The sequence below is a fragment of the Nocardiopsis sp. FR4 genome (assembly GCF_009830945.1).
In the GTDB taxonomy this organism is placed as follows: Bacteria; Actinomycetota; Actinomycetes; order Streptosporangiales; family Streptosporangiaceae; genus Nocardiopsis.
On record NZ_VWVV01000008.1, the window covers coordinates 83,053 to 109,305 of the forward strand.

The following is a 26,253-nucleotide window of genomic DNA, read 5'->3' on the forward strand; positions in this document are numbered from 1 at the left end:
GAACCTTTCGTTCCATATGTGGTCATTTATGGCCCCGTATTGGCCATGACCTGTGCGTCGGTTCGATACCCTTTCTGGGCGGTGCGGCGACAGAGCGCGGGCGCGGAGGCGCCCCGCCGGGGGACGGATTCCGACCCGGAACCGTCCCGGCTCCCTCCCCGCAGGGACACGGCACGCAACCGGGAGTCGCGCACCCGCATCCCACGCCACGAACGGGTCGGAGCCCGGACTCTTCCTTCCGCCGCCCACCCGGAAACCACGCTGATTCGTACAGTGCCCCGCAGGTCGGGGTCAGGAGGCAAGATGGCGCCGGTTAATCAGATCAGGGGTCGCAGGCGCGGGCGCAGAGCGCTCGCCGCCGCGGGCGCGGTCCTCGCGCTCGGACTGGCCGGATGCTCCATCGACCTCAGCAGCCTGCGTCCGGGGGGCGAGGCCGAGGAGGAGCCCACCACCGAGCCCGCCGAGACGGTCCCCGCGGCCCCGCTCATGGAGGAGGCCCTGGCCGACCTGGCCGCCTACCCGGCGCTCACCGCCACCGGCCAGGTCGCCGAGAGCGTCGGCTCCGCCGACGTGCGCGACGCCTCGCTGACCGTGGCCGACTCCGGCACGGCCAGCGGCACGATCCGCGCCAACGGCGTCGAGGCCGAGCTGATCAGCGCGGACGGCCTGCTGTTCCTGCGCGCCCCCGAGGACTTCTGGCTCGACCAGGGCGTCTTCGGTCCCGACTTCGACGACTACGACGGCAACTGGGTGCGCGCCTCCGCCGCCCAGGCGGGGTTCGACCCCAGCGCCACCCTGGTCCCGGCCGAGCTGTCCGCCATCCTGGAGGGCATCGAGCTGGAGTCGGACGAGGCCGCCGAGGAGAACCTGGACGGCACCCTCACCCACCGGATCGACCTGGCGGGTGAGCGCAACCAGGTGTGGATCAACGCCGAGACCGGGCAGATCCAGCGCATCGCCATCGAGGAGCTCGTGCCCGAGGGCGCCGAGAGCGGCCCGCAGGTCCGCCTGGACCTGGCCGAGGCCGGCACCGCCGCGATCGAGGAGCTCTACGACGGGGTCACCGCCGCAGCCGAGGGCGACCTCGGCGGCGCCCGGGACGCCCGCATCGAGGTGGGTTGGGACGGAAGCCCCGACATGTCCTGCGAGGACGGTCCCGACTGCACCTGGTCGGGCACCGTGCACGATGCGAGCGGCAACGGCACCGGCACGGTCACCGTGCGCATGGACGTGACCTTCAGCAACGAGGACATCGGCGAGCAGACCTGCAGCGACACCGGCGACCTGGAGGCGGGCGGCAGCCTGGACCTGTCGTGCAGCGCCAACTACGACATCACCAGCGCCGACCCGAAGTCCTACCAGGTCGGGGCCGAGGCCAAGCTCTCCACGATCGGGCTGACCGACGCCCAGCAGGAGAAGATGCTGACCACCCTGGACGAGCAGCGCGAGGCCACCCTGTCGGGCGGCGGCTCGCCCTCCGCCGAGGAGGAGGGCGAGGACGGCGGCAACTGACCGCCGCGGCGGGAGGGGCGGGGAGGCGCGTCCCCGCCCCTCCCGTGCGCCGGCCCCGGCGCCCGCCCTCCCGCGCCGGGGACGCCCGCGCGCCCGGGGCCCGGTCGCCTCGCGATACTCCCGGGTGATACTGGGCGGGTAGGCTGGGAGACCAATTCCGAGACGAAGGACTGGCCACACTCGTGTTCGAGACGCTTTCCGACCGGCTGACATCGGTCTTCTCCTCGCTGCGCGGCAAGGGGCGCCTGTCCGAGGAGGACATCAACGCGACCGCGCGGGAGATCCGTCTCGCGCTGCTGGAGGCAGACGTCGCGCTGCCGGTGGTCCGGGAGTTCATCTCCAGGATCAAGGAGCGCGCGCGGGGCGAGGAGGTCTCCAAGGCCCTCAACCCGGCACAGCAGGTCATCAGGATCGTCAACGAGGAACTGGTCGAGGTCCTCGGCGGCGAGACCCGGCAGATCCGCTTCGCCAAGACCCCGCCGACCGTGATCATGCTCGCGGGTCTGCAGGGCGCCGGTAAGACCACGCTGGCGGGCAAGCTCGCCCGGTGGCTGGCCGCCGACCGCAACACCCCCCTGCTGGTCGCCGCCGACCTGCAGCGCCCCAACGCGGTCACGCAGCTGCAGGTGGTCGGTGAGCGCGCCGGGACCCCCGTGTTCGCGCCCGAGCCCGGCAACGGCGTCGGCGACCCGGTCGAGGTGGCCCGCGCGTCCGTCGAGCACGCCCGCCGCAACAACCACAACGTGGTCATCATCGACACCGCCGGCCGTCTCGGCGTGGACAGCGAGATGATGCGGCAGGCCGCGGACATCCGCGACGCGGTCCAGCCCGACGAGATCCTCTTCGTCGTCGACGCGATGATCGGCCAGGACGCGGTCAACACCGCCCAGGCCTTCCTCGACGGCGTGGGCTACGACGCGGTCGCGCTCACCAAGCTCGACGGCGACGCCCGCGGCGGCGCGGCCCTGTCCATCCGGCACATCACCGGCCGCCCCATCATGTTCGCGTCCACCGGCGAGAAGCTGGAGGACTTCGACCTCTTCCACCCCGACCGGATGGCCTCGCGCATCCTGGACATGGGTGACGTGCTCACGCTCATCGAACAGGCGCAGCGCACGTTCGACGAGGCCGAGGTCGAGAAGATGGCCTCGACCATGGCCTCGGACGAGGACTTCACGCTGGACGACTTCCTCCAGCAGATGTCGATGGTCCGCAAGCTCGGCCCGATCGGCAACCTCCTCGGCATGATGCCCGGTATGGGGCAGATGCGGGAGCAGATCGACAACATCGACGACAAGGACCTGGACCGCATCCAGGCGATCATCCAGTCGATGACCCCGGCCGAGCGCGCCAACCCCAAGATGATCAACGGCTCGCGCCGCCTGCGCATCGCCAACGGCTCGGGTACGCAGGTCAGCGACGTCAACGGCCTGGTCACCCGCTTCTTCGAGGCGCAGAAGATGATGCGCAAGATGAAGAACGGCGGCATGCCCGGGATGCCGGGGATGCCGGGCATGGGCGGCGGCGCCAACCGCAAGAAGGCCAAGGCCCAGACCAAGAAGGCCAGGAAGGGCAAGCAGCGCAGCGGCAACCCGATGAAGGCCCGCCAGCAGGAGGCCGAACGCGCCGCCGAGCGCCAGCGCCGTCAGGAGGAGGGCGGCCAGCAGCAGATGCCGCAGCTGCCTCCGGGCCTGGGCGGCGGCGGCCAGCCGACGCTCCCGCCCGGGTTCGGCGGCCCCAAGATGCCCGACCTGTCGAACTTCAGGCTTCCCAAGGACAAGTAGCCCCGGGGCGGACGAGAGCGGCCGGGTTCCGGGTGCGGCGCTATCATGCCTGTGGCGCCGCCAGACGCCCGCGTCCCCGACGCGGGCGGGCCCTCGGGCCCGCCAGGTTCGCCCTCGCCGGTGAGCCGCTGGCCGACCCGGGAGACCGGGCCGGGCGGCCCGTCCACGTTCCGGGGACGGGCCGCCCCCGGAACCCGCCGGTGTCGTGTCCAGGGAACCCGTCCGCGTCTGGCACAATGAGTAGTCGACTAACGGTGACGGGCCGGCCCTCTAACTAGCCCGCCACCCACGTCTCGTCCCGCCGGGGGCCGCAACCCCACGCGGTCTCACCGAAGGGCGCACCACACCGTTAATCGGGAGAAGACCACTCCAGTGGCTGTCAAACTGAAGCTCAAGCGTATGGGCAAGATCCGTACGCCCCAGTACCGCATCATCGTCGCCGACGCCCGCACCAAGCGTGACGGCAAGGCGATCGAGGAGATCGGCAAGTACCACCCCAAGGAGCACCCGAGCCTCATCGAGGTCGACTCCGAGCGGGCCCAGTACTGGCTGTCCGTGGGCGCCCAGCCCTCCGACGCGGTCAAGGTCCTCCTGCGCAAGACCGGTGACTGGCAGAAGTTCAAGGGCCTGCCCGCCCCGGCTCCGCTCCAGGTCGCCGAGGCCAAGGACCCCGAGGCCAAGGAAGCCGCCTTCCAGGCCGCTCTGAAGGAGCTCGTGCTCCCCGGGTCCGAGGGCAAGAAGACCGCCAAGAAGTCCGAGAAGAAGGCGGACAAGGCGGACAAGCCCGCCGAGACCGCCGAGACTGAGAAGTCCGAGGGCGAGGCCTGACGTGCTTGAAGAGGCGCTTGAGCACCTCGTGAAGGGGATCGTTGCGAACTCCGACGATGTCCAGGTCAGAGCCAAGAGGCTCCGCAAGGGCAAAGTCCTGGAGGTCCGGGTCCACCCCGACGACCTGGGCAAGGTGATCGGCCGCAACGGCCGCACCGCCAAGGCGCTGCGGACCGTCATCGGCTCCCTGGCCGGGGGCCGCTACGTCCGCGTGGACCTGCTGGACCTACACGAAGTGCGCTGACGCGCCTCTGGGGGCGCCGACCGTTCGCGGTCGGCGCCCCGTAGCCGTGCCCGGGACCTCCGTCCCGGGCACTGTTCTCTTCATCCGTCCCGTCGGGGACGGGCACAAGAACCGGGAGTTCCCATGCGACTCGTTGTCGGCCGGATCGGCCGCGCACACGGCGTCCGCGGCGACGTCGCCGTCGACGTGCGCACGGACGACCCCGCCGCGCGGTTCGCCGACGGCGCCGTGCTGGAGACCGACCCGGCCGAGACCGGCCCGCTGACGGTCGCCTCGACCCGCCGCCACAGCGGCCGCCTGCTGGTCCGCTTCGAGGGCGTGACCGGCCGCGACGCGGCCGAGGCCCTGCGCGGCACCACCCTGTACGTGGACTCCGCGGACATCGCGCCCCTGGACGACCCGGACGAGTTCCACGACCATGAACTCATCGGCCTGGCCGCCGTCACCACCGGGGGTGAGCCGGTCGGTACCGTGGAGGACGTCCTCCACCACGCGCAGGACCTGCTGGTCCTCACCACGCCCGGGGGCGGTGAGGTGCTCGTGCCCTTCGTGGCCGCGCTGGTCCCCGAGGTCGACGTGGCGGGCGGCCGGATCGTGCTGGACCCCCCGCCCGGCCTGCTCGACCTCGCCGACTGAAGGGGCGCCCCGTGCGCATCGACATCATCAGCATCTTCCCTGACTACTTCGGCCCCCTGGACCTGTCCCTCATCGGCAGGGCCCGCGCGTCCGGCCTGCTCGACGTGCGCGTGCACGACCTGCGCGCCTGGACGCACGACCGGCACAACACCGTGGACGACACCCCCTACGGCGGCGGCCCCGGCATGGTCATGAAGCCCGAGCCGTGGGGTGAGGCCCTCGACGAGGTGGTGGGGGAGGGGCCCGCCCGGCTCATCCTGCCCACGCCCAGTGGCCGCCCGTTCCGCCAGGCCGACGCCGAGCGCCTGGCCAAGGAGGAGCGGCTGGTCTTCGGCTGCGGCCGCTACGAGGGCATCGACTCGCGGGTCGCGGCGGACGCCGCGCTGCGGATGCCGGTCGAGGAGGTCAGCATCGGCGACTACGTGCTCAACGGCGGCGAGTCCGCCACGCTGGTCATGGTCGAGGCGATCACCCGCCTGCTCCCGGGCGTACTGGGCAACACCGAGTCCGCCGTGCAGGACTCCTTCGCCTCCGGCGGCATGGAGAACCTGGTGGAGGGCGAGGTCTACACCAAGCCCGCATCCTGGCGCGGCCGGGAGGTCCCGCCGGTGCTGCTGTCGGGCAACCACGGGGCCGTGGACCGCTGGCGCCGCGACCAGGCGCTGCGCAAGACCGCGCGCAACCGCCCCGACCTGCTCGGCGCCCTGCCCGAAGGAGCCCTGGACCGGCGTGACCGGGAGGTCCTGGCCGAGGAGGCCGTTCGAGACGCCACCTGAGATGTGGCAAACTGGGTGGGTTCCCCTTGATGACCGGCGGCATCCGCATGCCGGCGGTACGACGTCGGCCTCTGTGACGGTCATCCGGGCGGTTCGACAGTTCAGACCCGTGTAGGTCCCTCGCCCGCGCACCCCTCCCCCCGGGGACGGGGCGCGGAGCGCTATCGATGAGGATTCGCGAGATGCACACCGCCATTCAGGAGCTGGAGAAGGCCCAGCTGCGTTCCGACGTCCCGGAGTTCCGTCCGGGTGACACCCTCAACGTGCACGTGCGCGTGACCGAGGGCAACCGTACCCGTGTCCAGGTCTTCAAGGGCGTGGTCATCCGCCGCCAGGGTTCGGGCAACCGCGAGACCTTCACCATCCGCAAGGTGAGCTACGGCGTGGGCGTGGAGCGCACCTTCCCGATCCACACCCCGGCCATCGAGAAGTACGAGGTCGCCGCCCGCGGCCGTGTGCGTCGCGCCAAGCTGTACTACCTGCGCGACCTGCGCGGGAAGGCCGCCCGCATCCGCGAGCGCCGCGAGCCCGTCGCCAAGTAGTCGGGACCGTTCCACCCGTCTTCCACGGGCCGAAACCCTGCGCTCCCCAGGGACAGTCAGGATAGGCTTCGGCACGATGAGCAAAGACGACAGGGACCTCGCCGCGGACGGGTCCCAAGACGAGGATTCCGCCCGGCCCGGCCCGGAGGAGCACAGCTCCGCCACTGGCTCCCGTGGGCATGAGCCCACGGGAGCCAGTGGTGTCTCCGAAGCCGGTGTCCCGGAGCCGGAGGAGAAGGCGGACGCCCAGATGAGCAAGTCCCAGAGCAGCGAGAAGCAGGGGTCGTTCTGGAAGGAGCTGCCCATCCTGATCGTGATCGCCCTGGTGTTGGCGTTCGTGATCAGGACCTGGTTGGTGCAGGCCTTCTACATCCCCTCCACGTCCATGGAGAACACGCTGCTGGTCGGCGACCGCGTGCTCGTCAACAAGGTCGTCTACCAGATCCGCGACATCGAGCGCGGCGAGGTCGTGGTCTTCGACGGCGACGGCTCCTGGGACGACCCCAACACCGTGGTGGTCCCCGAGCCCACCAACCCGGTCGCGCGGGGGTTCACCTGGGTGCAGCAGCAGCTCGGGGCGGCTCCCACCGGCAAGGAGTACATCAAGCGGGTCATCGGCCTGCCCGGCGACACCGTCGAGTGCTGTGACGAGCAGAACCGCGTCCTGGTCAACGGCGTCCCCCTGGAGGAGGAGGCCTACCTCTACCCGGGCAGCGTGGCCAGCCACACCGAGTTCGGGCCGATCGAGGTGCCCGAGGGGCACCTGTGGCTGATGGGGGACCACCGGGCGATCTCCTCCGACTCGCGGCTGAACCAGAACAACCCCGGCGGCGGCGCGGTGCCCATCGACCACGTGGTGGGCCGCGCCTTCGTGGTGATCTGGCCCTTCAGCCAGGCCGGACCGCTCAGCGTCCCGGAGGCCTTCGACGAACTCAACGCCGCCGACGGGTGAGCGGCCGTGCGCGGACGGGCCGTCACGGTGACCGATTCACCGAAGGAAATCCGCCCGGTGGAGTACACAGGTCCCTCCCGTGACGCATGATGGGTCTGGAGCGTGGTGGCGTACCCCGACGCGCGGGACCGCCGCCGACCCGGGAGCGACCCCCGCGGCAGCGGTGTCCAGGAAGAGGGGACCGGCTCACACGACCGGAGAGTGCGACGAAAGCGAGCACGTGGATGAGTTCTGAGGACCTGGAGAAGTACGAGGCCGAGATGGAGCTCCAGCTCTATCGCGAGTACCGGGACGTCGTCGGTCTGTTCAGCTACGTGGTGGAGACCGAGCGGCGTTTCTACCTCACCAACCACGTCGACCTCCAGCCGCGTTCGACCGAGAACGGGGAGATGTACTTCGAGGTCGTGATGGAGGACGCCTGGGTCTGGGACATGTACCGTCCGGCCCGGTTCGTCCGTAACGTCCGCGTGGTGACGTTCAAGGACGTCAACGTCGAGGAGATCACCAAGGCCGACCTGGAGATGCCCCCCGCCGAGGGCGGTGACCGGAGCTGACCCCCGCCGGGGGCGGCGACCCGGGCTGACCCCGGCCCGGTTGTCCACAGGCCGCGACCGGCCCTGGTGCGGCGGGGTGCGATCACCGACCGTGGTATCGGGAGGTGGTCGACCTTGGACCGCTGGGCCGAGTACCGACGGACACTGGGCGGCCGTGGCGAGGAGCTCGCCGTGGCCTTCCTCCGGCGCGCCGGAATGCGGGTGCTCGCCCGCAACTGGCGCACCCCCGCGGGGGAGATCGACATCGTGGCCAGGGACGGCCCCGTACTGGTCGTGGCGGAGGTCAAGACCCGCACCTCCCTGAGGCACGGGCACCCCGGGGAGGCCATCACCCCGGCCAAACGGCGCCGCCTGCGCCGCCTGGGCCGCGACTGGGCCGAGCGGCACCGGGTCCGGGCCCGCCCCCTGCGGGTGGACGGGGTCTGCGTCCTGCTCCGCGGCGGGCGAGTGTTCGTCTCCCACGAGCGGGGGCTCACGTGATGACCCTCGCCCGCACCCACTGCATCACCCTGCTCGGGGTCCAGGGGCACATCGTCGAGGTGGAGGTGCACCTGGGCGGCGGCGACTTCGGGGTGACCCTGGTGGGGCTGCCCGACGCCGCGCTGCGCGAGGCCCGGGACCGGATCCGCGCCGCCGTGGCCAACAGCGGTGAGGAGTGGCCCAGCGGCCAGATCGTCATCAGCCTGTCCCCGGCCAGCCTGCCCAAAGCGGGCAGCCTGTTCGACCTGGCCATCGCCGGCGCGGTCCTGTCCGCCTCGGGCGGGGTCCCGGCGGACCGGCTGGAGGGCACCGTCCTCATCGCCGAGCTCGGGCTGGACGGACGTGCCCGGCCCGTGCTCGGGGTCCTCCCCGCCGTGGTGTCGGCGGCCGAGCAGGGCTACCGCAGGTTCGTGGTCGCGCGGGGCAACGCCGCCGAGGCCCGGCTCGTACCCGACGTCGAGGTCACCGCGGTGGACAGCCTCACCGACCTGTGCGCCTGGCTGCGCGGGGAACTCCTGCCGGAGGAGCCCCAGGAGTACGCGCCCCGGCCGCGCGAGCCCCGCGACCAGGGGCCCGACCTGGCTGACGTGCTCGGCCAGCCGGTGGCGCGCCGCGCGGTGGAGATCGCCGCCGCCGGAGGCCACAACCTCATGATGCTGGGGCCGCCGGGCACCGGCAAGAGCCTGCTCGCCGAGAGGCTGCCCACGGTCCTGCCGCCGCTCAGCCCCGCCGAGGCGCTGGAGGCCACCGCCATCCACTCGGTGGCGGGCATCCTGCCGCCCGGGTCGCCCCTGGTCACCGTTCCGCCCTTCGCCGCACCGCACCACACCTCCAGCCGGGCCTCGATCATCGGCGGCGGCAGCGGCTGCCCCGCCCCCGGCTGGGTGTCCAAGGCCCACCGCGGCGTCCTCTTCGTCGACGAAGCGCCCCAGTTCGGCCGCGGAGTGCTCGACTCCCTGCGCGAACCCCTGGAACGCGGCGAGGTCGTCCTGGCCCGGGCCTCCTCCACGGTCACCTTCCCGGCCCGCTTCCAGCTGGTCATGGCGGCCAACCCCTGCCCCTGCGCCAAACCCGGCACCCTGTGCACCTGCCCGTCGGGGGAGCGGCGCCGCTACCTGTCCCGGCTCTCCGGTCCGCTGCTGGACCGGATCGACCTCAAGGTCGAGCTGCAGCCGGTGTCCCGGGCCGAACTCCTCGCCGACCGCGCCTTCGCCGAGTCCTCCGAGGTGGTCGCGGCCCGGGTGGGCAAGGCCCGGGCCCGCGCCGCCGAGCGGCTCGCGCACACCCCGTGGACCACCAACGCGGCCGTACCCGGAGCGCGGCTGCGCCGAGAGTTCCCGGTGGAGCCCGCCGCGCTGCGCGTGCTCGGCCGTGCCATGGACCTCGGGCAGATCAGCGCCCGGGGGGTGGACCGCGCCCTGCGGGTGGCCTGGACGCTCGCCGACCTGGCCGGTCGTGAGCGGCCCGGCGAGGAGGACGTGGCCTACGCCTTCGCCCTGTGGTCGGGGCGTGCCTGGTGACCGGGGCGGGAGCGGGAGACGGGAGGGGCGGCATGGGCAGGCGCGACAGCGAGGGGGAGGCCGACGCCCGGGCGCGGGCCTGCCTGACCGCGGTGGCACCGCCGGGGGACCCGTGGCTGGGGGCGATGCTCGCCGAGCACGGGGCCGCCCGGGTGTGGGCGGAGCTGGCGGCGGGAGCGCCCCCGCCGCCGGTGCCCGCCGGGGAGGACCAGGAACCCCCGCCGGAGGTGGCGGACATGCTGCGCCGCCGCTGGCGCACCTGGAGCACGGCCGCCGGGCGGGTGGACCCCGACGGGCTCCTCGCCGACTCGGCGGCGGCCGGGATCCGGTTCGTGGCCCCGGAGGACCCCGAGTGGCCGGGGCGGCTCGACCAGCTGGACCTGCCCGGCGGACGCCGCTCGCACGGATTGTGGGTCCGCGGCCGGGGGGACCTGCGCAACCTGTGCCTGCGCTCGGTGGCCGTGGTGGGCGCGCGTGCGGCCACGTCCTACGGCACACACGTGGCATCGACCATGGCCTACGACCTCGCGGAGAGCGCCGTGGTGGTGGTCTCCGGAGGCGCCTACGGCATCGACGGGGCCGCGCATCGGGCCGCCGCGGCGGCGGGCAGCACGGTCGTGGTGCTGGCCTGCGGGCTGGACGTGGACTACCCGCGCGGACACGCGGGCCTGTTCGCCGAGGTGGCCCGCACCGGCGTGCTGGTGAGCGAGCGCCCGGTGGGCACCGCCCCCCGCGCTCCGGACTTCCTGGTCCGCAACCGGCTGATCGCGGCGCTCACCCCGGGCACCGTGGTCGTGGAGGCGGCACTGCGCAGCGGGGCGCTCAACACCGCCTCGCACGCGGCCGAGCTCAACCGGGTGCTCATGGCGGTCCCCGGCCCGGTCACCTCCGCGTTGTCGGCGGGCTGCCACCTGCTCCTGCGGGAGTGGCAGGCGGGCTGCGTCACCTGTGCGGAGGACGTGGTCGCCCAGGTGGGACCGCTGGACGCCGTTCCGCCCGGTCCGGGCCCGCTGCGGGTGCGCGCCGACCTCGACCCCGACAGCGCCCGGGTGCTGGACGCGGTGCCCCGGACCGGGGCGGGCCCGGCCGTCATCGCCGTGGCCAGCGGTGTGTCCCTGGAGGTCGCCATGCGCTCCCTGGGCCTGCTGGCCGCCGCGGGGATGGTGGAGCGCTGCGCGTCGGGATGGAGGTTGCCGCGCTGATAGGGCCACCGCCCTTGTGGGTACGGTGTCGCCATGGCCAAACCCTACAGCGACGCCCTGGTGGCGGACGGACCGCTCCTGTTCGTCTCCGGACAGACCCCCGAGGGGCCCGACGGGGAGATCGCCGGAGACGTCGCGGGGCAGACCCGCCAGGTCTTCCGCAACCTGGAGGAGGTGCTGGCCCGTCACGGCGCGGGCCTGCGGCACCTGGTCAAGCTCACCTACTACCTGCGGCACGTCTCCGACCTCGACGAGTTCCGCGACGCCCTGGTCGCCTGTCTGCCCGAGGGGACGCGCCCGACCGCCTCCCTGGTCGAGGTGAGCGGCCTGGTCGACCCCACCTTCCTCGTGGAGGTCGACGGAATCGCCTGCCTGCCGCCGCGGGAGTAGCCGTGCTGGACCGCTTCGCCGCCCACCTGTCGGGGGAGCTGGGCCGCTCACCGCACACCGTGCGCGGCTACCTCGCCGACGTCCGCTCGCTCCTGGCCTATCTGGAGTCACGGGGCAGGTCACCGGAGGACCTCGACGTGCCCCTGGTCCGCGCCTGGCTGTCCCGGGCCCGCGACCGGGGCGCGAGTCGGGCCACGGTGGCCCGGAGGGTGGCCTCCGTGCGCGCCCTCACCCGGTTCCTGCACCGCGAGGGGGTGTTGGCCGCCGACCCCGGCCCCCGCCTGGCCAGCCCCGCCCAACAGCGGTCCCTGCCCACGGTGCTCGACGAACGGCAGGCCGCCGACGCGCTGTCGCGGGCCCCCGCCGAGACCCCCACCGACCTGCGCCGCCGCGCGGTGGTGGAGGTGCTCTACGCCACCGGCGTGCGGGTGGCCGAGCTGTGCTCCCTGGACCTGGCCGACGTGGACCGCGAGCGCGCCACCGTGCGGGTCCTGGGCAAGGGTTCCAAGGAGCGCACGGTTCCCGTGGGCGACCCGGCACTGGCGGCCCTGGACGCCTGGCTGTCCGGCGGCCGTCCGGAGATGGCGGGCCCGGCCAGCGGGACCGCGCTGTTCCTCGGTGTCCGGGGCGGACGCCTGGGGGTCCGCCAGGCCCGTGAGGACGTGCACGCCCACCTGCGCGCCGCGGGCGCGGACGCCGCCCCGCACGACCTGCGGCACAGCGCGGCCACCCACCTGCTCAACGGGGGCGCCGACCTGCGCAGCGTGCAGGAGTTCCTGGGCCACGCCAGCCCGCGCAGCACGCAGGTCTACACGCACGTGTCGGTGGAGCGCCTGCGCGACACCTACCGCCGGGCCCACCCCCGCGCCTGACGCACGCACACGCCCGGCCGGACCGGGTGCCGCCGGAGGACGGTGCCGCCGCACCCACCGGCCCGGCCGCCGCCGTCGGGAGCGGCTCGGCCGGAGGCGGTACACCGTCTGCCCCGGGCGTCGGGGACGGCGGGGGAGGGTGGGCGGCCGGCCCCAGGGGCAGTAGGCGCACCCGGCCCCGGCCGAGGAGGGCGAGGGGGTCCAGGTACTCCGTGCCGCGGAGCAGACCCCAGTGCAGGCAGGGGCGGCCGCGGCAGTGGAGGGGGTCGGCGGCGAGGGTGCCCAGGGGTTCCCCGGCGGCGACCGGGTCGCCCCGGGCGAGGGCGGACTCCACCGGCAGGTAGGTGGTGCGCAGCGTGCCGTGGCTCACGCTCACCACGGGCGTTCCGGCCACGGCGCCCGCGAAGAGCACCCGGCCGGGACCGGCGGCGTACACCTCCTGGCCGGGCTCGGCGGCCATGTCCACCCCGCGGTGGCCGGGCAGCCAGGGGTGTTCGGGCGGGTCGAAGGGGCGCAGGACCTGGGCGGGCTCCACCGGCCAGCGCCAGTCGGCGGGCGCGGGGTGCGGGAGGGCGAGGGCCAGGAGGAGGACGAGGAGGGGCATGTTTCCCAGGGTGGCGCGGGGTGCGGCGGGTCCACCAGGGGGAACCGGAGCCTGGGGACAACCGCCGCACGTCCTGGGTATTCCCGACTGAGGATAGAATCATCTGTGGCCCGTCGGGCCGATCACAATACGCACGTCCACGAGCCTCCTCCGTGAGGGGCCGTGCCCTCGGTCCGCACCCCTTCCGGTGCGGCGGTACGGCCGGGGCGTCAGGAACAACCGAAGGCGGAGAGTCCCTCTCCGCCACCGCAAGGAGGACCGGTCATGGCCACAGTCGTGACAACCCGCCAGCTCCTGGAGAGCGGCGTCCACTTCGGGCACCAGACCCGTCGCTGGAACCCGAAGATGAAGCGCTTCATCCTGACGGAGCGCAACGGCATCTACATCATCGACCTCCAGAAGTCGCTGGCGCACATCGACCGCGCCTACGAGTTCGTCAAGCAGACGGTCGCCCACGGCGGCACCGTCCTGTTCGTCGGCACCAAGAAGCAGGCGCAGGAGGCCATCGACGAGCAGGCCCGCCGCGTCGGCATGCCCTACGTCAACCAGCGCTGGCTGGGCGGCATGCTCACCAACTTCTCCACCGTCCACAAGCGGCTGCAGCGCCTCAAGGAGCTGGAGGAGATCGACTTCGACGACGTCGCCGGCTCCTCGCTCACCAAGAAGGAGCTGCTCAACCTCCGCCGTGAGAAGGAGAAGCTGGAGCGCACCCTCGGCGGTATCCGCGACATGTCCCGCGTGCCCAGCGCGGTGTGGATCGTGGACACCAAGAAGGAGCACATCGCGATCAGCGAGGCCCGCAAGCTGAACATCCCGGTGGTGGCCATCCTGGACACCAACTGCGACCCGGACGAGGTCGACTACCCGATCCCGGGCAACGACGACGCCATCCGCAGCGTCAGCCTGCTCACCCGCGTGGTCGCCGACGCCGTCGCCGACGGCCTGATGGCCCGCTCCGGCGCCGCCGAGGGCACCGGCGAGCAGAAGGCCGCCGCCGAGGAGCCGCTGGCCGAGTGGGAGCGCGAGCTGCTGGAGGGCAAGGGCGAGGCCGCCGCCGAGACCACGGCCGGGTCCGCCGAGGCCGCCGCCGAGCAGGCCCCCGAGCAGACCCGCGAGGTCGCTCCGGCCGACGAGGTCGCCGCCGAGGCCCCGGCCGAGGCCGCCCCCGCCGACTCCCCGGCCGACGCGCCCGCGCAGGCTCCCGAGGCCGAGTAAAGCCCGTGCGTCACAGCACCGTCGCCGCCCCGCCGACTACGGAGGGGCGGCGACGGTGCGCCGCCGGAACCGCTCCACTTTCCGTACAGACTCTCCACAAGGGAATCCGAGAATGGCGAACTTCACCGCCGCGGACGTCAAGAAGCTGCGCGACATGACCGGCGCGGGCATGATGGCCTGCAAGAAGGCCCTGACCGAGGCCGAGGGTGACTTCGACAAGGCCGTCGAGGCCCTGCGCGTCAAGGGTGCCAAGGACGTCGGCAAGCGCGCCGAGCGCACCGCCGCCCAGGGCATGGTCGTCCTCAAGCAGGAGTCCGAGGGCAAGGCCACGCTGGTCGAGCTCAACTGCGAGACCGACTTCGTCGCCAAGAACGACCAGTTCATCGCGCTGGCCAACCAGGTCGCCGACTTCGTCGCCGCCCAGGACAGCGACGACCTCGCCACGGTCGCCGCCGCCGAGATCGAGCCGGGCAAGAGCCTGCAGGCCTTCATCGAGGGCAAGAGCGCGATCATCGGTGAGAAGCTGGAGTTCCGCCGCTTCGCCAAGTTCGAGGGCGCCCACGTCGCCAGCTACCTCCACAAGTCCGACCCGGACCTGCCCCCCACCATGGGCGTCCTGGTCGAGCTGGACAAGGCGGACGAGGAGGTCGGCCGCGACCTCGCCCAGCAGATCGCCGCGCTGGCCCCGCAGTACATCGACCGGGACGAGGTTCCGGCCGAGGTCGTGGAGAACGAGCGCCGCATCGCCGAGCAGACCACCCGCGAGGAGGGCAAGCCCGAGCAGGCGATCCCCAAGATCGTGGAGGGCCGCCTCAACGGCTTCTTCAAGGACGTGACGCTGCTCGGCCAGCCGTTCGTCAAGGACAACAAGAAGACGGTCCAGAAGGTCGTCGACGAGGCGGGCGTGACCGTCAAGCGCTTCGTTCGCTTCAAGGTCGGCCAGGCCTGAGAGCTTTGAGATGATGGAGGTGCCGGGGAGACTGCTCCCCGGCACCTTCGGTGGATATGGGGCGGGTTCGGGCGTACGACGGCCCGGCCCGCGGCAGGAGCACTCGGGGGACCCTGTGCCGCTCGGGGACGACAAGGGAGGCTACAGGCCGTGAACGAAGCGATGAGCACCGAAACCGCCATGCACGACACCGGGTGGAAGCGCGTCATGCTCAAACTCTCCGGTGAGGCGTTCGCCGGCGGGGGAGGGCTGGGTATCGACCCCGAGGTCGTCCAGTACGTGGCCGAGTCCATCGCGGAGGCGGTCTCCGAGGGCATCCAGGTCGCCGTGGTCGTCGGCGGCGGCAACATGTTCCGCGGCGCCCAGCTCACCGAGGGCGGCATCGAGCGCGGCCGCGCCGACTACATGGGGATGCTCGGCACCGTCATCAACTGCTTGGCCCTGCAGGACTTCCTGGAGCGGCTCGGCGTGGACACCCGGGTGCAGACCGCCATCCACATGAGCCAGGTCGCCGAGGCCTACATCCCGCGCCGCGCCGTCCGCCACCTGGAGAAGGGCCGCGTGGTCATCTTCGGCGCCGGTCTGGGCGCCCCGTTCTTCTCCACCGACACCACGGCCGCCCAGCGCGCGCTGGAGATCGGCGCGCAGGCGGTCCTCAAGGGCACCCAGGTGGACGGTGTCTACGACTCCGACCCCCAGCGCAACCCCGACGCGGTCAAGTTCGACAAGCTCAACTACAACGAGGTCCTCACCCGCGGACTCAAGGTCATGGACGCCACCGCGGTCAGCCTGTGCATGGACAACGGGCTGCCCATCGTCGTGTTCGACCTGATGAGCCAGGGCAACATCCTGCGCGCGGTGCGCGGTGAGAAGATCGGCACCATCGTCGGGCCGACCCCCGCCTGAGTCGACCCCCGCGAAGCAAGAACACCACAGTCCGAACCGGGAGCGCCCACATGATCGAAGAGACCCTCCTCGAGGCCGAGGAGAAGATGGAGAAGGCCGTGGTCGTCGCGAAGGAGGACTTCGCCACGATCCGCACCGGCCGCCCCACCCCGGCGACCTTCAACAGGGTCACCGTCGACTACTACGGTGCGCCGACGCCGATCAACCAGCTGGCCTCCTTCTCGGTTCCCGAACCGCGCATGGTGGTCATCTCGCCGTTCGACGTCAACTCCCGTACGCAGATCATCAACGCCATCCGCAACAGCGACCTCGGCGTGAACCCGTCCGACGACGGCCAGGTCATCCGCGTGGTGTTCCCCGAGCTGTCCGAGGAGCGCCGCAAGGAGTACGTCAAGGTCGCGCGCACCAAGGCCGAGGACAGCAAGGTCTCGATCCGCAACATCCGCCGCCGTGCCAAGGACACCTTCGAGAAGGCCGTCAAGGCCGGGGAGGTCGGCGAGGACGAGGCGCACCGCGCCCAGGCGGAGCTGGACGAGCTGTCTTCGAAGTACGTCGCGTCCGTCGACGAGCTGCTGAAGCACAAGGAATCGGAACTGCTCGAGGTTTAGTCGGTGACCCTTCCTTCCGCCAGCGGCTCCGGAGGCGATGACCGCTCGCCCGAGCACAGACCTGACGAGGGGCCGCGCGACGGTTCCGACACGGCCGGTCAGCGCTTCGTGCTGCACAAACCGGGGGGTGAGCCGGTGCGCACCGGCCGCAACCTCCCGGTGGCCATCGCCAGCGGGTGCGCCCTGGGCGCACTCGTGTTCTTCTCGATCTTCCCCTGGCCCCAGCTGTTCACGGTCATCACCTCCCTGGCGGTGCTGATCGGGCTTCGGGAGGTCAATCGGGCCTTCGCCGGAAAGGGCATGGGCCTGGCCCTGGCGCCGCTGGCGGCGGGCGGGGTGGGCATGCAGGTCGCCGCCTACTTCGGCGGGACCGACTGGTTGGTGGGGGCCACCGCGCTGACCGCGATCCTGACGCTGGTGTGGCGGCTGCGCGGCGGTACGGAGGGGTTCGTGGCCGACGCGGCGGCGAACCTGTTCACCCTGGTGTACCTGCCGTTCCTGCTGGGGACGTGGCTGCTGCTCGTCTCGCACCCCGAGGACGGGCAGTACCGCCTGGTCACGTTCATCGTGGTGACGATCTCCAGCGACATCGGCGGCTACTTCGCCGGGATCCTGCTGGGACGGCACAAGATGGCCCCGGTGATCAGCCCCAACAAGACCTGGGAGGGCTTCGGCGGCTCCGTGGTCGGCTGCGCCGTGGCCGGGGCGCTGTGCGTGGTGCTGATGCTGGACGGCCCCTGGTGGGTCGGCGTGGTCCTGGGCCTGGCGGTCGTGCTCGCCGCCACCGTGGGGGACCTCATCGAGTCGCTGTTCAAGCGCGACCTCGGCGTCAAGGACATGGGCCGGTTCATGCCGGGACACGGCGGCCTCATGGACCGCCTGGACTCGCTGCTGATCGCCGGTCCCGTGGTGTGGATGGTGCTCAGCCTCCTGCTGTAGCGCGGCGGGGCGGACCCCCGGTCCGTCCCGCCCCGCGGCGGGGCGGGGATGGTCCGGGCGGTGGGCGGGTGGATACGCTCGTCGGGTGGAAGAACCGCTGATCGAACGAATGCGCGTGTACGGCGAGACGGTCTTCGCCGAGATGACGCGGCTGGCCGTGGAGACCGGGTCGGTCAACCTGGGGCAGGGCTTCCCCGACACCGACGGTCCCCGCTCCCTGCTGGAGGCGGCCTCCGGGCACATCCTGGCGGGGGTGAACCAGTACCCGCCGGGGCCCGGAAGGGCGGAGCTGCGCGAGGCGGTGAGCCGGTACCGGGCCCGCCACTACGGCATCGAACTGGACCCGGAGACCGAGGTCTACGTCACCGTCGGCGCCACCGCCGGGATCGCGGCCTCCCTGCTGGCCCTGGTCGAGCGCGGGGACGAGGTCATCGTCTTCGAGCCGATGTACGACTCCTACGCCGCGATGATCACCCTGGCGGGCGGGGTGCGCAGGTCCGTGACGCTGCGCCCCGACCCCGCCACCGGACGCTTCTCCTTCGACTCCGGGGAGCTGCGCGCGGCCGTGGGGCCGCGTACCCGGATGATCCTGGTGAACAGCCCGCACAACCCCACGGGCACGGTGTTCACCGCCGGGGAGCTGGAGGAGATCGCCTCGGTCTGCCGCGAGCACGACCTCATCGCGTTCACCGACGAGGTCTACGAGTTCCTCGCCTTCGACGGCAGGCCGCACGTCCCCCTGGCCACCCTGCCCGGTATGCGCGAGCGCACGCTGTCGGTCTCCTCGGTGGGCAAGATGTTCGCCGTGACCGGCTGGAAGACCGGCTGGGTGATGGGCCCCGCGCCCCTGGTCGGCGCGGTGCGCACGGTGAACCAGTTCCTGACCTTCTCCGCCAACGGCGCGCTGCAGCTGGCCACGGCCGAGGCGATCGACCACCAGGAGGACTGGGTGGCCGCCCAGCGCGCCGCGCTCCAGGACAAGCGCGACCGCCTGGCGGAGGGACTGACCGGTGCCGGGTTCGACGTGAACGTGTGCGAGGGGACCTACTTCCTCATGGCCGACATCCGGTCGCTCGGCTACGCGGACGGGGTGGAGGTGGCCCGGGCCCTGCCCTGGGAGGCGGGGGTGGCCGCGGTGCCCGCCCAGGTGTTCTACGACCACCAGCGGGAGGGGGCGCACCTGCTCAGGTTCGCCTTCTGCAAGCGGGACGAGGTGCTGGACGAGGCCGTCTCCCGCCTCGTCCGGTGGCACGGGCGCAAGGCGTAGGGCCGGTCGCGCCCCGCTTCCGGCGGCCGCGGGCTCAGCCCCGGGCCCCGCCGTCCATGAGCCCGACCAGGCGCCGCTCGGCGTCGGGACCCGCGGGGACCCGGGGCAGGCGCCAGAGGAGGACGGCGCCGACCGCCCACCACACGCCCACCATGGTCCACTCGTGCCACCCCAGGGCCGCGGGCATCCCCGGCAGGTACAGCAGGAGCAGCCCCAGGGACAGCACGAGGGCCACCACCCCGACGGGAACGCCCGCCGGGACGGTGAAGGGGCGTTCCATACCGGGTTCGCGGCGGCGCAGCACCAGGAAGCTGACCACCACCGTGACGAAGGCGACCACGATGTTGAGGCCGCCCGCGTCGACCAGCCACACGAGCATCGGGCGGCCGAAGAAGGGCGCGGCGAGCGAGAGGGCGCCGATGCACAGCAGGGCGTTGGACGGGGTGTGGAAGCGCGGGTGCAGGCGGCCCAGCCAGTCGGGGAGCATCCGGGAGCGGGCCATGGCGTAGACCAGGCGGCTGCCGCCGATGAGGAAGGCGTTCCAGCTGGTGAGCAGGCCCGCGACACCGCCCAGCACGAGCAGGTTGCCCATGAGGGGGCTGTTCCACATGGCGGAGACGGCGTCGGCGGAGGCCAGCTCGGAGTCCAGGAGTTCGGCTGCCGACAGCCCCGAGCCCGCGGTGAGCACCACCATCACGTACCAGGCGGTCGCGCAGAACACCGAGAGCACCAGCAGGGCGCCGATCATGCGGTGGGGGAGCCGGATCTCGGAGGCTGACTGCGGGATGACGTCGAAGCCGACGAAGAGGAAGGGGACCGCGACCAGCACCACGGCCATGCCCGGGACGCCCCCGGTGAACAGGGGCTCCATGTTCGCGGCGGAGCCGCCGACGAACGCCCCGGTGACCATGACCGCCCCTGCGGCCAGCAGGAACAGCACCGCCACGGTCTGCAGGACGCTGGCGGGCCGGATACCGACGTAGTTGACGGCCGTCATCAGGATCGCGGTGGCCACGCCGACCGCGGCGAGGCTGGCGTGCACCTCGGCCCCGGCGACCGTCCACAGGCGACCGGCCTCCATGCCGGGGAGCAGGTAGACGAGGGTTTGGGGAACGGCCACCGCCTCGAAGGCGACGACGGACACGTACCCGAGCACCATCGCCCAGGAGGCGACGAGGGCCCCCTTGGGCCCGATGGCGCGCATGGCGTAGTGGTGCTCGCCGCCCGCGTGCGGCATCGCGGCGACGAGTTCGGCGTAGGCCAAGCCGACGAAGGCCATGACCACACCGCCGACGACGAAGGCCAGGGCGGCGCCGCCGCTGCCCGCCGCGTCGACGAAGTCGCCGGTCAGGACGATCCAGCCGAAGCCGATCATCGCGCCGAAGCCGAGGGCGAGGACGTCCCCCCGCCCCAGCACCCGGACGAGACTCTGCCTGTCATCGGTCATGGGGCCCCCAACGTTCTCGGCTGGCCACACACAAGCACGCGCACGTCGGGTCGGGGAAGGGGGGCGTCGCGGTGATGTTCCGGCGGTTTCCACGCCACCGCGGGACGAGGCCGGTGGTGGGAGGTCCGGTGTTCGGCGGGGCGCCGGAGGGCGCGGGGTCCTCCGGCGCCGGTCACCCTAGCGTTCGGGCTCGAACCAGACCGCGCCCAGCGGCGGCAGGGTCACCTCGGCCGAGAGGGGCTGGCCGTGCCACGGGACCTCCTCGGCGTCCACGTACGCGGGAGCCGGGTGGCCCGAGCCGCCGAAGCGCTCCTCGTCGGTGTTGAGCAGCGCCTTCCAGCGGCCCTTCCCCGGCAGGCCCATCCGCCACTCCGTGCGCGGCACCGGAGAGAAGTTCACCGCGCAGGCCAGCACCGAGCCGTCGTCGCCGTGGCGCAGGTAGGACAGCGTGTTGCCCTGGTGGTCGTTACCGTCCAGCCAGCGGAATCCCGCGGGGTCGGTGTCCAGAGACCACAGGGCGGGCCGCGGCCGGTAGGCCTCGTTGAGTTCGCGCACCAGGCGCTGCACGCCCGCGTGGTGGTCGAACTGCAGCAGCCACCACGGCACGCCCTCGCGGTGCGACCACTCGTCCCCCTGGGCGATCTCCCCGCCCATGAACAGCAGCTGCTTGCCCGGGTGCGACCACATGAAGGCCAGCAGCGCGCGCAGGGTGGCCGAGCGCTGCCACTCGTCGCCCGGGGGCTTGTTGAACAGCGACTGCTTGCCGTGCACCACCTCGTCGTGCGACAGCGGCAGCACGTAGTTCTCGCTGTAGGCGTACACCATGGAGAAGGTGACGTCGTTGTGGTGGTACTGCCGGTGGATCGGCTCCTTCTTGACGTACTCCAGGGTGTCGTGCATCCACCCCATGTTCCACTTGAAGCCGAAGCCGAGCCCGCCGTGGTCGACCGGGGTGGTCACCCCCGTGTACGCCGTGGACTCCTCGGCGATCATCGCCACGTGCGGGTTGCGCCGGTAGACGGTGGTGTTGAGTTCCTTGAGGAAGTCGATCGCCTCCAGGTTCTCCCGGCCGCCGAAGGCGTTGGGTTCCCAGCCCCCGGAGTCGCGCGAGTAGTCGAGGTAGATCATCGAGGCCACCGCGTCCACCCGCAGGCCGTCGATGTGGAACTCCTCCAGCCAGTACAGCGCGTTGGCGATGAGGAAGTTGCGCACCTCGGTCCGCCCGTAGTTGAAGATGAGCGTCCCCCAGTCCGGGTGCTCGCCCCGGCGCGGGTCGGGGTGCTCGTACAGCGCGGTGCCGTCGAAGCGGGCCAGCGCCCAGTCGTCCCGGGGGAAGTGCGCGGGCACCCAGTCCAGGAACACGCCGATCCCGGCCTGGTGCAGGGAGTCCACCAGGTGGCGGAACTCGTCCGGCGAGCCGAACCGGGGCGTGGGAGCGTAGTACGACGTCACCTGGTAGCCCCAGGAACCGTCGTAGGGGTGCCCCGCCACGGGCAGGAACTCCACGTGCGTGAACCCCATGTCGGTCACGTACGCGACCAGCTGGTCGGCCAGCTCGGCGTAGCCCAGCCCGGGCCGCCAGGAGCCCAGGTGCACCTCGTACACGCTCATCGGCGCCTTGTGCTGCTCCACGCCCTTGCGCTCGGCCATCCACTCCTGGTCGCCCCAGGTGTGCGTGGAGACGGTGACCACCGAGGCGGTCTCGGGCGGCATCTGCGTGCGCCGCGCCATCGGGTCGGCCTTGTCCCGCCAGTGCCCGTCGGCGCCCAGGACCTGGAACTTGTACAGGTCGCCCTCGCCCACGCCGGGCAGGAACAGCTCCCACACGCCCGTGGCGCCGAGGCTGCGCATCGGGTGCCCGACGCCGTTCCAGTAGTTGAAGTCGCCGATCAGCCGGACCCCGCGCGCGTCCGGGGCCCACACGGAGAACCCGGTTCCGGTCACCTCGCCCATCGGGGTGTCCTCGACCCGCACGTGCGCGCCGAGGGCGTTCCACAACTCCTCGTGGCGGCCCTCACCGATCAGGTGCAGGTCCAGGTCGCCCAGGGTGGGCGCGAAGCGGTAGGGGTCGGCGGTCACGTGCTCGGGCCCGTCGGCCTCGTAGCGCGACGCGATCCGGTAGTCGGGCGCGGATCCCAGCCTGCTCTTGGCCACCTTGGCGGCGAAGACCCCCCGGTGCAGGTGCTCCAGGCGCAGACGGGACCCGTCGGCCAGGACCGCGTCCACCTCCAGGGCGCCCGGCCGCAGGGTCCGCAGCACGGTCCCCCGGCCCTGGGTGTGCACGCCCAGCAGGGAGTGGGGGTCATGGTGGTGGCCGTCCACCAGGCGGTCCAGTTCGGAGAGCAGGGCGGGGTCGGGACCGGCCTTGGCCCGGGTGGCCGTCCTGGCGGCGGCCCCGCCGCCCGACGCCTTCCCCTTGGAGGACTTCCCCTTGGAGGCCTTCGCCTTCCCCCCGGAGGCGGTCCGTGCGGCCGCGGCGGCCCCACCCGCCTCCGCCACCGGGAACTCCTCCAGGACGGGCACACCGCCGTCCGTCTCGGGATCGGTCTTGGCACCGGTCGTTTTCTTCGTGGTCTTCGCGGCCTTGGCGGCACTGGCACGCGGACGCTCTTCGCTGCGCGGCGAGGTCAATACGGACTCCGTGGTAGTCGTGCGGTCGGACCGGGGGGTGCATGGTGGGGCGGCCGCCGCCCCCGGGGAGGCGGCCGCCGGTGGGTCATCCGGGGACGGGCGGCGCGGCGGCCGCGGTGGCGATGGACTCCAGCGGGACGCGCAGCCAGTTGGGCCGGTTCCTGGCCTCGTACAGCACCTCGTAGACGGCCTTGTCGAACTCGAAGGCGCGCAGCACCACCAGGTGCTTCTCCGGGTCGGCCCCGCCCCCGTCGGCGTAGCCCCGGCAGAAGGCCTCCCGGTTGTGTCGGGCCCAGGCCCGTGCCGACCACTCCAGACCGGTGTCTCCCGGGTGCCCGACCAGCAGGTACCCGGCCGCGTAGTCGAAGGAGCGCAGCATTCCGGCCACGTCCCGCAGCGGGCTGGACAGGCGCTGGCGGTCCCGGACCGGAACGGTGGGCTCGCCCTCGAAGTCCAGCACCACCCACCCGGGCCCGGTGCGGATCACCTGGCCCAGGTGGTAGTCGCCGTGGATGCGCTGGATCGGCAGCGGTTCGTCCACCTCGGAGAAGTCGGCGTAGGCCTCCATCACCCGGGGCGCCTGCTCGGCGAGTTCGGGAACCTCGGCGCTGGCCATCGCCAGGCGTTCGACCATGGCGTCGGCCATCTCGGCCGCCCCGGCGGGCGTGAGCACGTCCGTGGGCAGCGTCCGCGCCAGGGTCCGATGCACCTCGGCCGTGGTGCGGCCGAGCCGTTCGGCCTCCCCGGTGAACGCCGACTCCTGCTCGCCGCCCCTTCCCTCCAGCAGGGCGCGCACGTTGGCGGTGGCCAGCACCCACCCGTCCGTGGCCTGCGGGATGTAGGTCTGGAGCATGGCCAGGGTGGTCGGGGTGGAGTGCCCGGCCAGGTCGGCCTCGATCCACCCGCAGGGCCGGGCCACGTACGGCGACCCGGACAGCGCCATGTTCAGCTCCAGGTCCGGATTGGTGCCGGGCCAGAGCCTGCGGAAGGTCTTGAGTACGTAGTCCTCGCCGAAGACGAGCGAGGTGTTGGACTGCTCACCGGTGAGCATCCTCCCGGTGGTGCCGGTGCGGACCCGCCCGCCGGGCAGGGTCCGGAAGCGCACCCGTCCGGAGGGTTCGGCCCCGGTGGGGGCGGCGAACCTCTCCAGGAGCAGCCCGGTCAGCTCGGCGTCGTGGGCCGCGTCGTAGACCACTCTGGGTCTGCCGCCCGAGACCTGGCACACGCCGATGGCCACGCGGGCCAGGTCGGGCGGCAGCGACCGCGGCGGACGCGAGCCCAGCAGCACCTGGTAACGGGAGCTGCGGCCCCGCTGCCCGGCCTGCACGACGAGGACGTTCAGGTCCGGTCCCTCCGGACCGGCCGAGACGAGCGTGTACCTGCTCTCGACCCGGATCTGCCGGATGGGGATGCCCTTGCCGGAGAACCAGCGCTGCCTCGGGAGCCAGACGGCGAGGAGTTCCTCGAGTTGGGACATGTCAGAGCGCCCCGTTCCCCTTCGCGGCGTGGACACGGAACCCGGCCGCGGGCAGCCCGTAGGACGGGGTGGCCTCGCGGCTGGTCCGCTCACGGCCCGTCTCGGGCGCCGCGGGCAGCTGGAACCAGTAGAAGCCGTGCCCGGGCAGGGTGAGCAGGTAGGGCAGCTCACCGATCTCGGGGAAGCGCACACCCCCCACGCACTCGACCGGGCTGACCCCGGAGTACCGGGACAGGTCCAGCTCCACGGGCTGCGGGTAGCGCGACAGGTTGTTGACGCACAGCATGCGGTCGTCGCCGTGTTCGCGGATGAAGGCGAGCACGCTCGGGTTGGAGGCGTTGAGTTCGGTGAACGCCCCGGTGCCGAACACCGGGTGGCGTTTGCGGATCTGGATCATGCGGCGCGTCCAGTGGAGCAGGGAGCCGGGGTTGTCGCGCTGGGACTCGACGTTGAGCGCCTGGTAGCCGTAGACCGGGTCCATGATGAGCGGTAGGTACAGGCGGGCGGGGTCGCCCTTGGAGAACCCGGCGTTGCGGTCTGAGCTCCACTGCATGGGCGTGCGCACGGCGTCGCGGTCGCCCAGCCAGATGTTGTCGCCCATGCCGATCTCGTCGCCGTAGTACAGGACGGGAGAGCCGGGCAGGGAGAGCAGCAGGGCGGTGAACAGTTCGATCTGGTTGCGGTCGTTGTCCAGCAGGGGTGCGAGCCTTCGCCGGATCCCCACGTTGGCGCGCATGCGGGGTTCCTTGGCGTACTCGGCGTACATGTAGTCGCGTTCCTCGTCGGTGACCATTTCCAGGGTCAGCTCGTCGTGGTTGCGCAGGAAGATGGCCCACTGGCAGTTGCGCGGGATCGGCGGTGTCTGGGCGAGGATCTCCGAGATCGGGAAGCGCTGCTCCTGCCGGACCGCCATGAACATGCGCGGCATCAGCGGGAAGTGGAAGTTCATGTGGCACTCGTCGCCGCCGGACTCGAAGTCGCCGAAGTAGTCGACGACGTCGGACGGCCACTGGTTGGCCTCGCTCAGCAGCACGCGGTCGGGGTAGAGCCGGTCCACCTCGGCGCGCACGCGCTTGAGGAACTCGTGCGTCTCCTTGAGGTTCTCGCAGTTGGTGCCCTCGCGCTCGTACAGGTAGGGCACCGCGTCCAGGCGGAAACCGTCGATGCCCAGGTCCAGCCAGTAGCGCAGGACCTCCAGGATCGCCTCCTGGACCGCGGGGTTCTCGAAGTTGAGGTCGGGCTGGTGGGAGAAGAACCGGTGCCAGTAGTACTGGCCGCGCACCTCGTCGTAGGTCCAGTTCGACGTCTCGGTGTCGACGAAGATGATGCGCGCCTCGTCGTAGAGCTCGTCGGTGTCCGACCACACGTAGAAGTCGCCGTAGGGCCCGTCCGGGTCCTCCCGCGAGGCCTTGAACCACGGGTGCTGGTCGCTGGTGTGGTTCATGACCAGGTCGGTGATGACGCGGATGCCGCGCCGGTGGGCCTCGTCCAGGAGCTCCACGAAGTCGGCGGTACAGCCGAACTCGGGGAGGATCTTGAAGTAGTCCGAGATGTCGTATCCGCCGTCGCGGAGGGGGGACTCGTACATCGGCAGCAGCCAGATGCAGTCGATCCCGAGCCACTGGAGGTAGTCCAGTTTCTGCACCAGGCCCGCGAGGTCGCCGGTGCCGTCGCCGTTGGAGTCGTAGAAACCCCGGGCGAGTACCTCGTAGAAGACGGCGTGCTTGTACCAGTGGGGATCACTGGTACCACCGGAGGACATGAGCGGGCCGGTGGCGGCCCCGGTGGCTGGGGCGAGCGGACCGTGTTCGGCGTGACCGCGTCCGCCGGGGCCGGGCTCGTCATTGCTCATCTACTGCTCCCCACCAAAATGTTCGACGTCGGATCAACGGGCGTTCCGGACACGGGTGGGGCCCCG

The 26,253-nt window shown here is 71.9% G+C and carries 24 protein-coding genes and 1 pseudogene; 20 read left to right on the top strand and 5 right to left on the bottom strand.

Features of this window, described 5'->3' with window-relative positions:
• Window positions 1-303: 303 nt before the first annotated feature.
• The 14 genes from FYW95_RS09745 to FYW95_RS09810 all read left to right on the top strand — a co-directional run bounded on the left by FYW95_RS09745 (window position 304) and on the right by FYW95_RS09810 (window position 12,292).
• The gene (locus FYW95_RS09745; RefSeq protein ID WP_159941916.1) at window positions 304-1,512 is read left to right on the top strand and encodes a LolA-like protein; all 1,209 of its coding nucleotides are present in this window, start codon (window positions 304-306) and stop codon (window positions 1,510-1,512) included.
• Window positions 1,513-1,694: 182 nt separating this feature from the next.
• A complete protein-coding gene (gene ffh / locus FYW95_RS09750) occupies window positions 1,695-3,296 on the top strand; it encodes a signal recognition particle protein (protein ID WP_159941917.1) in 1,602 nt (533 codons plus the stop codon).
• Between the two features lie 372 nt (window positions 3,297-3,668).
• Window positions 3,669-4,124, top strand: coding sequence for a 30S ribosomal protein S16 (gene rpsP / locus FYW95_RS09755; RefSeq protein WP_159941918.1), 456 nt, complete (start codon window positions 3,669-3,671; stop codon window positions 4,122-4,124).
• A 1-nt stretch (window position 4,125) separates the two neighbouring features.
• The gene (locus tag FYW95_RS09760) at window positions 4,126-4,368 is read left to right on the top strand and encodes an RNA-binding protein (protein ID WP_073704564.1); all 243 of its coding nucleotides are present in this window, start codon (window positions 4,126-4,128) and stop codon (window positions 4,366-4,368) included.
• 123 nt (window positions 4,369-4,491) lie between these two features.
• Window positions 4,492-5,004, top strand: coding sequence for a ribosome maturation factor RimM (gene rimM / locus FYW95_RS09765; protein WP_159941919.1), 513 nt, complete (start codon window positions 4,492-4,494; stop codon window positions 5,002-5,004).
• Window positions 5,005-5,015: 11 nt separating this feature from the next.
• Entirely contained in the window at window positions 5,016-5,780 is a 765-nt protein-coding gene (trmD, locus tag FYW95_RS09770; RefSeq protein WP_159941920.1) for a tRNA (guanosine(37)-N1)-methyltransferase TrmD, read from the top strand.
• Between the two features lie 182 nt (window positions 5,781-5,962).
• Window positions 5,963-6,322 carry a 50S ribosomal protein L19 gene (gene rplS, locus FYW95_RS09775; protein ID WP_159941921.1) on the top strand — a complete coding sequence of 120 codons (360 nt, stop codon included), beginning with the start codon at window positions 5,963-5,965 and terminating at the stop codon, window positions 6,320-6,322.
• A 76-nt stretch (window positions 6,323-6,398) separates the two neighbouring features.
• Window positions 6,399-7,274, top strand: coding sequence for a signal peptidase I (lepB, locus tag FYW95_RS09780; protein WP_159941922.1), 876 nt, complete (start codon window positions 6,399-6,401; stop codon window positions 7,272-7,274).
• A gap of 224 nt (window positions 7,275-7,498) precedes the next feature.
• Window positions 7,499-7,828 carry a DUF2469 domain-containing protein gene (locus FYW95_RS09785; RefSeq protein WP_159941923.1) on the top strand — a complete coding sequence of 110 codons (330 nt, stop codon included), beginning with the start codon at window positions 7,499-7,501 and terminating at the stop codon, window positions 7,826-7,828.
• A 114-nt stretch (window positions 7,829-7,942) separates the two neighbouring features.
• Window positions 7,943-8,308 carry a YraN family protein gene (locus FYW95_RS09790; protein WP_159941924.1) on the top strand — a complete coding sequence of 122 codons (366 nt, stop codon included), beginning with the start codon at window positions 7,943-7,945 and terminating at the stop codon, window positions 8,306-8,308.
• Window positions 8,308-9,828, top strand: a complete 1,521-nt coding sequence (locus FYW95_RS09795) for a YifB family Mg chelatase-like AAA ATPase (protein WP_160050278.1) — start codon at window positions 8,308-8,310, stop codon at window positions 9,826-9,828. The genes FYW95_RS09790 and FYW95_RS09795 overlap by 1 nt, the downstream gene beginning before the upstream one ends.
• A gap of 32 nt (window positions 9,829-9,860) precedes the next feature.
• Window positions 9,861-11,030 carry a DNA-processing protein DprA gene (dprA, locus tag FYW95_RS09800; protein ID WP_159941926.1) on the top strand — a complete coding sequence of 390 codons (1,170 nt, stop codon included), beginning with the start codon at window positions 9,861-9,863 and terminating at the stop codon, window positions 11,028-11,030.
• Between the two features lie 33 nt (window positions 11,031-11,063).
• Window positions 11,064-11,420: a RidA family protein gene (locus FYW95_RS09805; protein WP_159941927.1), complete on the top strand. Its 357-nt coding sequence runs from the start codon at window positions 11,064-11,066 to the stop codon at window positions 11,418-11,420.
• Between the two features lie 2 nt (window positions 11,421-11,422).
• Window positions 11,423-12,292: a tyrosine recombinase XerC gene (locus tag FYW95_RS09810; protein ID WP_159941928.1), complete on the top strand. Its 870-nt coding sequence runs from the start codon at window positions 11,423-11,425 to the stop codon at window positions 12,290-12,292.
• Between the two features lie 256 nt (window positions 12,293-12,548).
• Here FYW95_RS09810 and FYW95_RS28870 read toward each other — a convergent pair.
• A pseudogene (locus tag FYW95_RS28870) lies at window positions 12,549-12,896 on the bottom strand (peptidoglycan DD-metalloendopeptidase family protein); the annotation flags it as partial.
• Window positions 12,897-13,160: 264 nt separating this feature from the next.
• Between FYW95_RS28870 and rpsB the strand changes: the two are divergent.
• From rpsB to FYW95_RS09845, 6 genes are all read left to right on the top strand, one after another.
• Window positions 13,161-14,111, top strand: coding sequence for a 30S ribosomal protein S2 (gene rpsB, locus FYW95_RS09820; RefSeq protein ID WP_159941929.1), 951 nt, complete (start codon window positions 13,161-13,163; stop codon window positions 14,109-14,111).
• 112 nt (window positions 14,112-14,223) lie between these two features.
• Window positions 14,224-15,060: a translation elongation factor Ts gene (tsf, locus tag FYW95_RS09825; protein ID WP_159941930.1), complete on the top strand. Its 837-nt coding sequence runs from the start codon at window positions 14,224-14,226 to the stop codon at window positions 15,058-15,060.
• Between the two features lie 162 nt (window positions 15,061-15,222).
• The gene (gene pyrH, locus FYW95_RS09830; RefSeq protein WP_159941950.1) at window positions 15,223-15,966 is read left to right on the top strand and encodes a UMP kinase; all 744 of its coding nucleotides are present in this window, start codon (window positions 15,223-15,225) and stop codon (window positions 15,964-15,966) included.
• A 50-nt stretch (window positions 15,967-16,016) separates the two neighbouring features.
• Window positions 16,017-16,574 carry a ribosome recycling factor gene (frr, locus tag FYW95_RS09835; RefSeq protein ID WP_159941931.1) on the top strand — a complete coding sequence of 186 codons (558 nt, stop codon included), beginning with the start codon at window positions 16,017-16,019 and terminating at the stop codon, window positions 16,572-16,574.
• 3 nt (window positions 16,575-16,577) lie between these two features.
• Window positions 16,578-17,513 (top strand): phosphatidate cytidylyltransferase, encoded by a 936-nt coding sequence (locus FYW95_RS09840; RefSeq protein WP_159941932.1) that lies wholly within the window; start codon window positions 16,578-16,580, stop codon window positions 17,511-17,513.
• Between the two features lie 85 nt (window positions 17,514-17,598).
• A complete protein-coding gene (locus FYW95_RS09845; protein ID WP_159941933.1) occupies window positions 17,599-18,780 on the top strand; it encodes a pyridoxal phosphate-dependent aminotransferase in 1,182 nt (393 codons plus the stop codon).
• Between the two features lie 34 nt (window positions 18,781-18,814).
• On the opposite strand, the gene FYW95_RS09850 is transcribed toward FYW95_RS09845, so the two are convergent.
• The 4 genes from FYW95_RS09850 to treS all read right to left on the bottom strand — a co-directional run bounded on the left by FYW95_RS09850 (window position 18,815) and on the right by treS (window position 26,187).
• A complete protein-coding gene (locus FYW95_RS09850; protein WP_159943167.1) occupies window positions 18,815-20,227 on the bottom strand; it encodes an APC family permease in 1,413 nt (470 codons plus the stop codon).
• Between the two features lie 177 nt (window positions 20,228-20,404).
• On the bottom strand, window positions 20,405-22,549 hold the full coding sequence (gene glgB, locus FYW95_RS09855; protein WP_159943187.1) for a 1,4-alpha-glucan branching protein GlgB: 2,145 nt from the start codon (window positions 22,547-22,549) through the stop codon (window positions 20,405-20,407).
• A 394-nt stretch (window positions 22,550-22,943) separates the two neighbouring features.
• Entirely contained in the window at window positions 22,944-24,335 is a 1,392-nt protein-coding gene (locus tag FYW95_RS09860) for a maltokinase N-terminal cap-like domain-containing protein (RefSeq protein ID WP_159943166.1), read from the bottom strand.
• Window position 24,336: 1 nt separating this feature from the next.
• Window positions 24,337-26,187, bottom strand: coding sequence for a maltose alpha-D-glucosyltransferase (gene treS / locus FYW95_RS09865; protein ID WP_159943165.1), 1,851 nt, complete (start codon window positions 26,185-26,187; stop codon window positions 24,337-24,339).
• Between the last annotated feature and the right edge of the window lie 66 nt (window positions 26,188-26,253).

Coding starts and splice junctions, on each gene's coding strand:
- rplS (WP_159941921.1), top strand. CDS start 5,963: ATGCACACCGCCATTCAGGAGCTGGAGAAGGCCCAGCTGCGTTCCGAC.
- FYW95_RS09850 (WP_159943167.1), bottom strand. CDS start 20,227: ATGACCGATGACAGGCAGAGTCTCGTCCGGGTGCTGGGGCGGGGGGAC.
- treS (WP_159943165.1), bottom strand. CDS start 26,187: ATGAGCAATGACGAGCCCGGCCCCGGCGGACGCGGTCACGCCGAACAC.
- frr (WP_159941931.1), top strand. CDS start 16,017: ATGATCGAAGAGACCCTCCTCGAGGCCGAGGAGAAGATGGAGAAGGCC.
- lepB (WP_159941922.1), top strand. CDS start 6,399: ATGAGCAAAGACGACAGGGACCTCGCCGCGGACGGGTCCCAAGACGAG.
- FYW95_RS09805 (WP_159941927.1), top strand. CDS start 11,064: ATGGCCAAACCCTACAGCGACGCCCTGGTGGCGGACGGACCGCTCCTG.
- FYW95_RS09860 (WP_159943166.1), bottom strand. CDS start 24,335: ATGTCCCAACTCGAGGAACTCCTCGCCGTCTGGCTCCCGAGGCAGCGC.
- rpsB (WP_159941929.1), top strand. CDS start 13,161: ATGGCCACAGTCGTGACAACCCGCCAGCTCCTGGAGAGCGGCGTCCAC.
- dprA (WP_159941926.1), top strand. CDS start 9,861: ATGGGCAGGCGCGACAGCGAGGGGGAGGCCGACGCCCGGGCGCGGGCC.
- FYW95_RS09795 (WP_160050278.1), top strand. CDS start 8,308: ATGACCCTCGCCCGCACCCACTGCATCACCCTGCTCGGGGTCCAGGGG.
- FYW95_RS09785 (WP_159941923.1), top strand. CDS start 7,499: ATGAGTTCTGAGGACCTGGAGAAGTACGAGGCCGAGATGGAGCTCCAG.
- tsf (WP_159941930.1), top strand. CDS start 14,224: ATGGCGAACTTCACCGCCGCGGACGTCAAGAAGCTGCGCGACATGACC.
- rimM (WP_159941919.1), top strand. CDS start 4,492: ATGCGACTCGTTGTCGGCCGGATCGGCCGCGCACACGGCGTCCGCGGC.
- FYW95_RS09745 (WP_159941916.1), top strand. CDS start 304: ATGGCGCCGGTTAATCAGATCAGGGGTCGCAGGCGCGGGCGCAGAGCG.
- pyrH (WP_159941950.1), top strand. CDS start 15,223: ATGAGCACCGAAACCGCCATGCACGACACCGGGTGGAAGCGCGTCATG.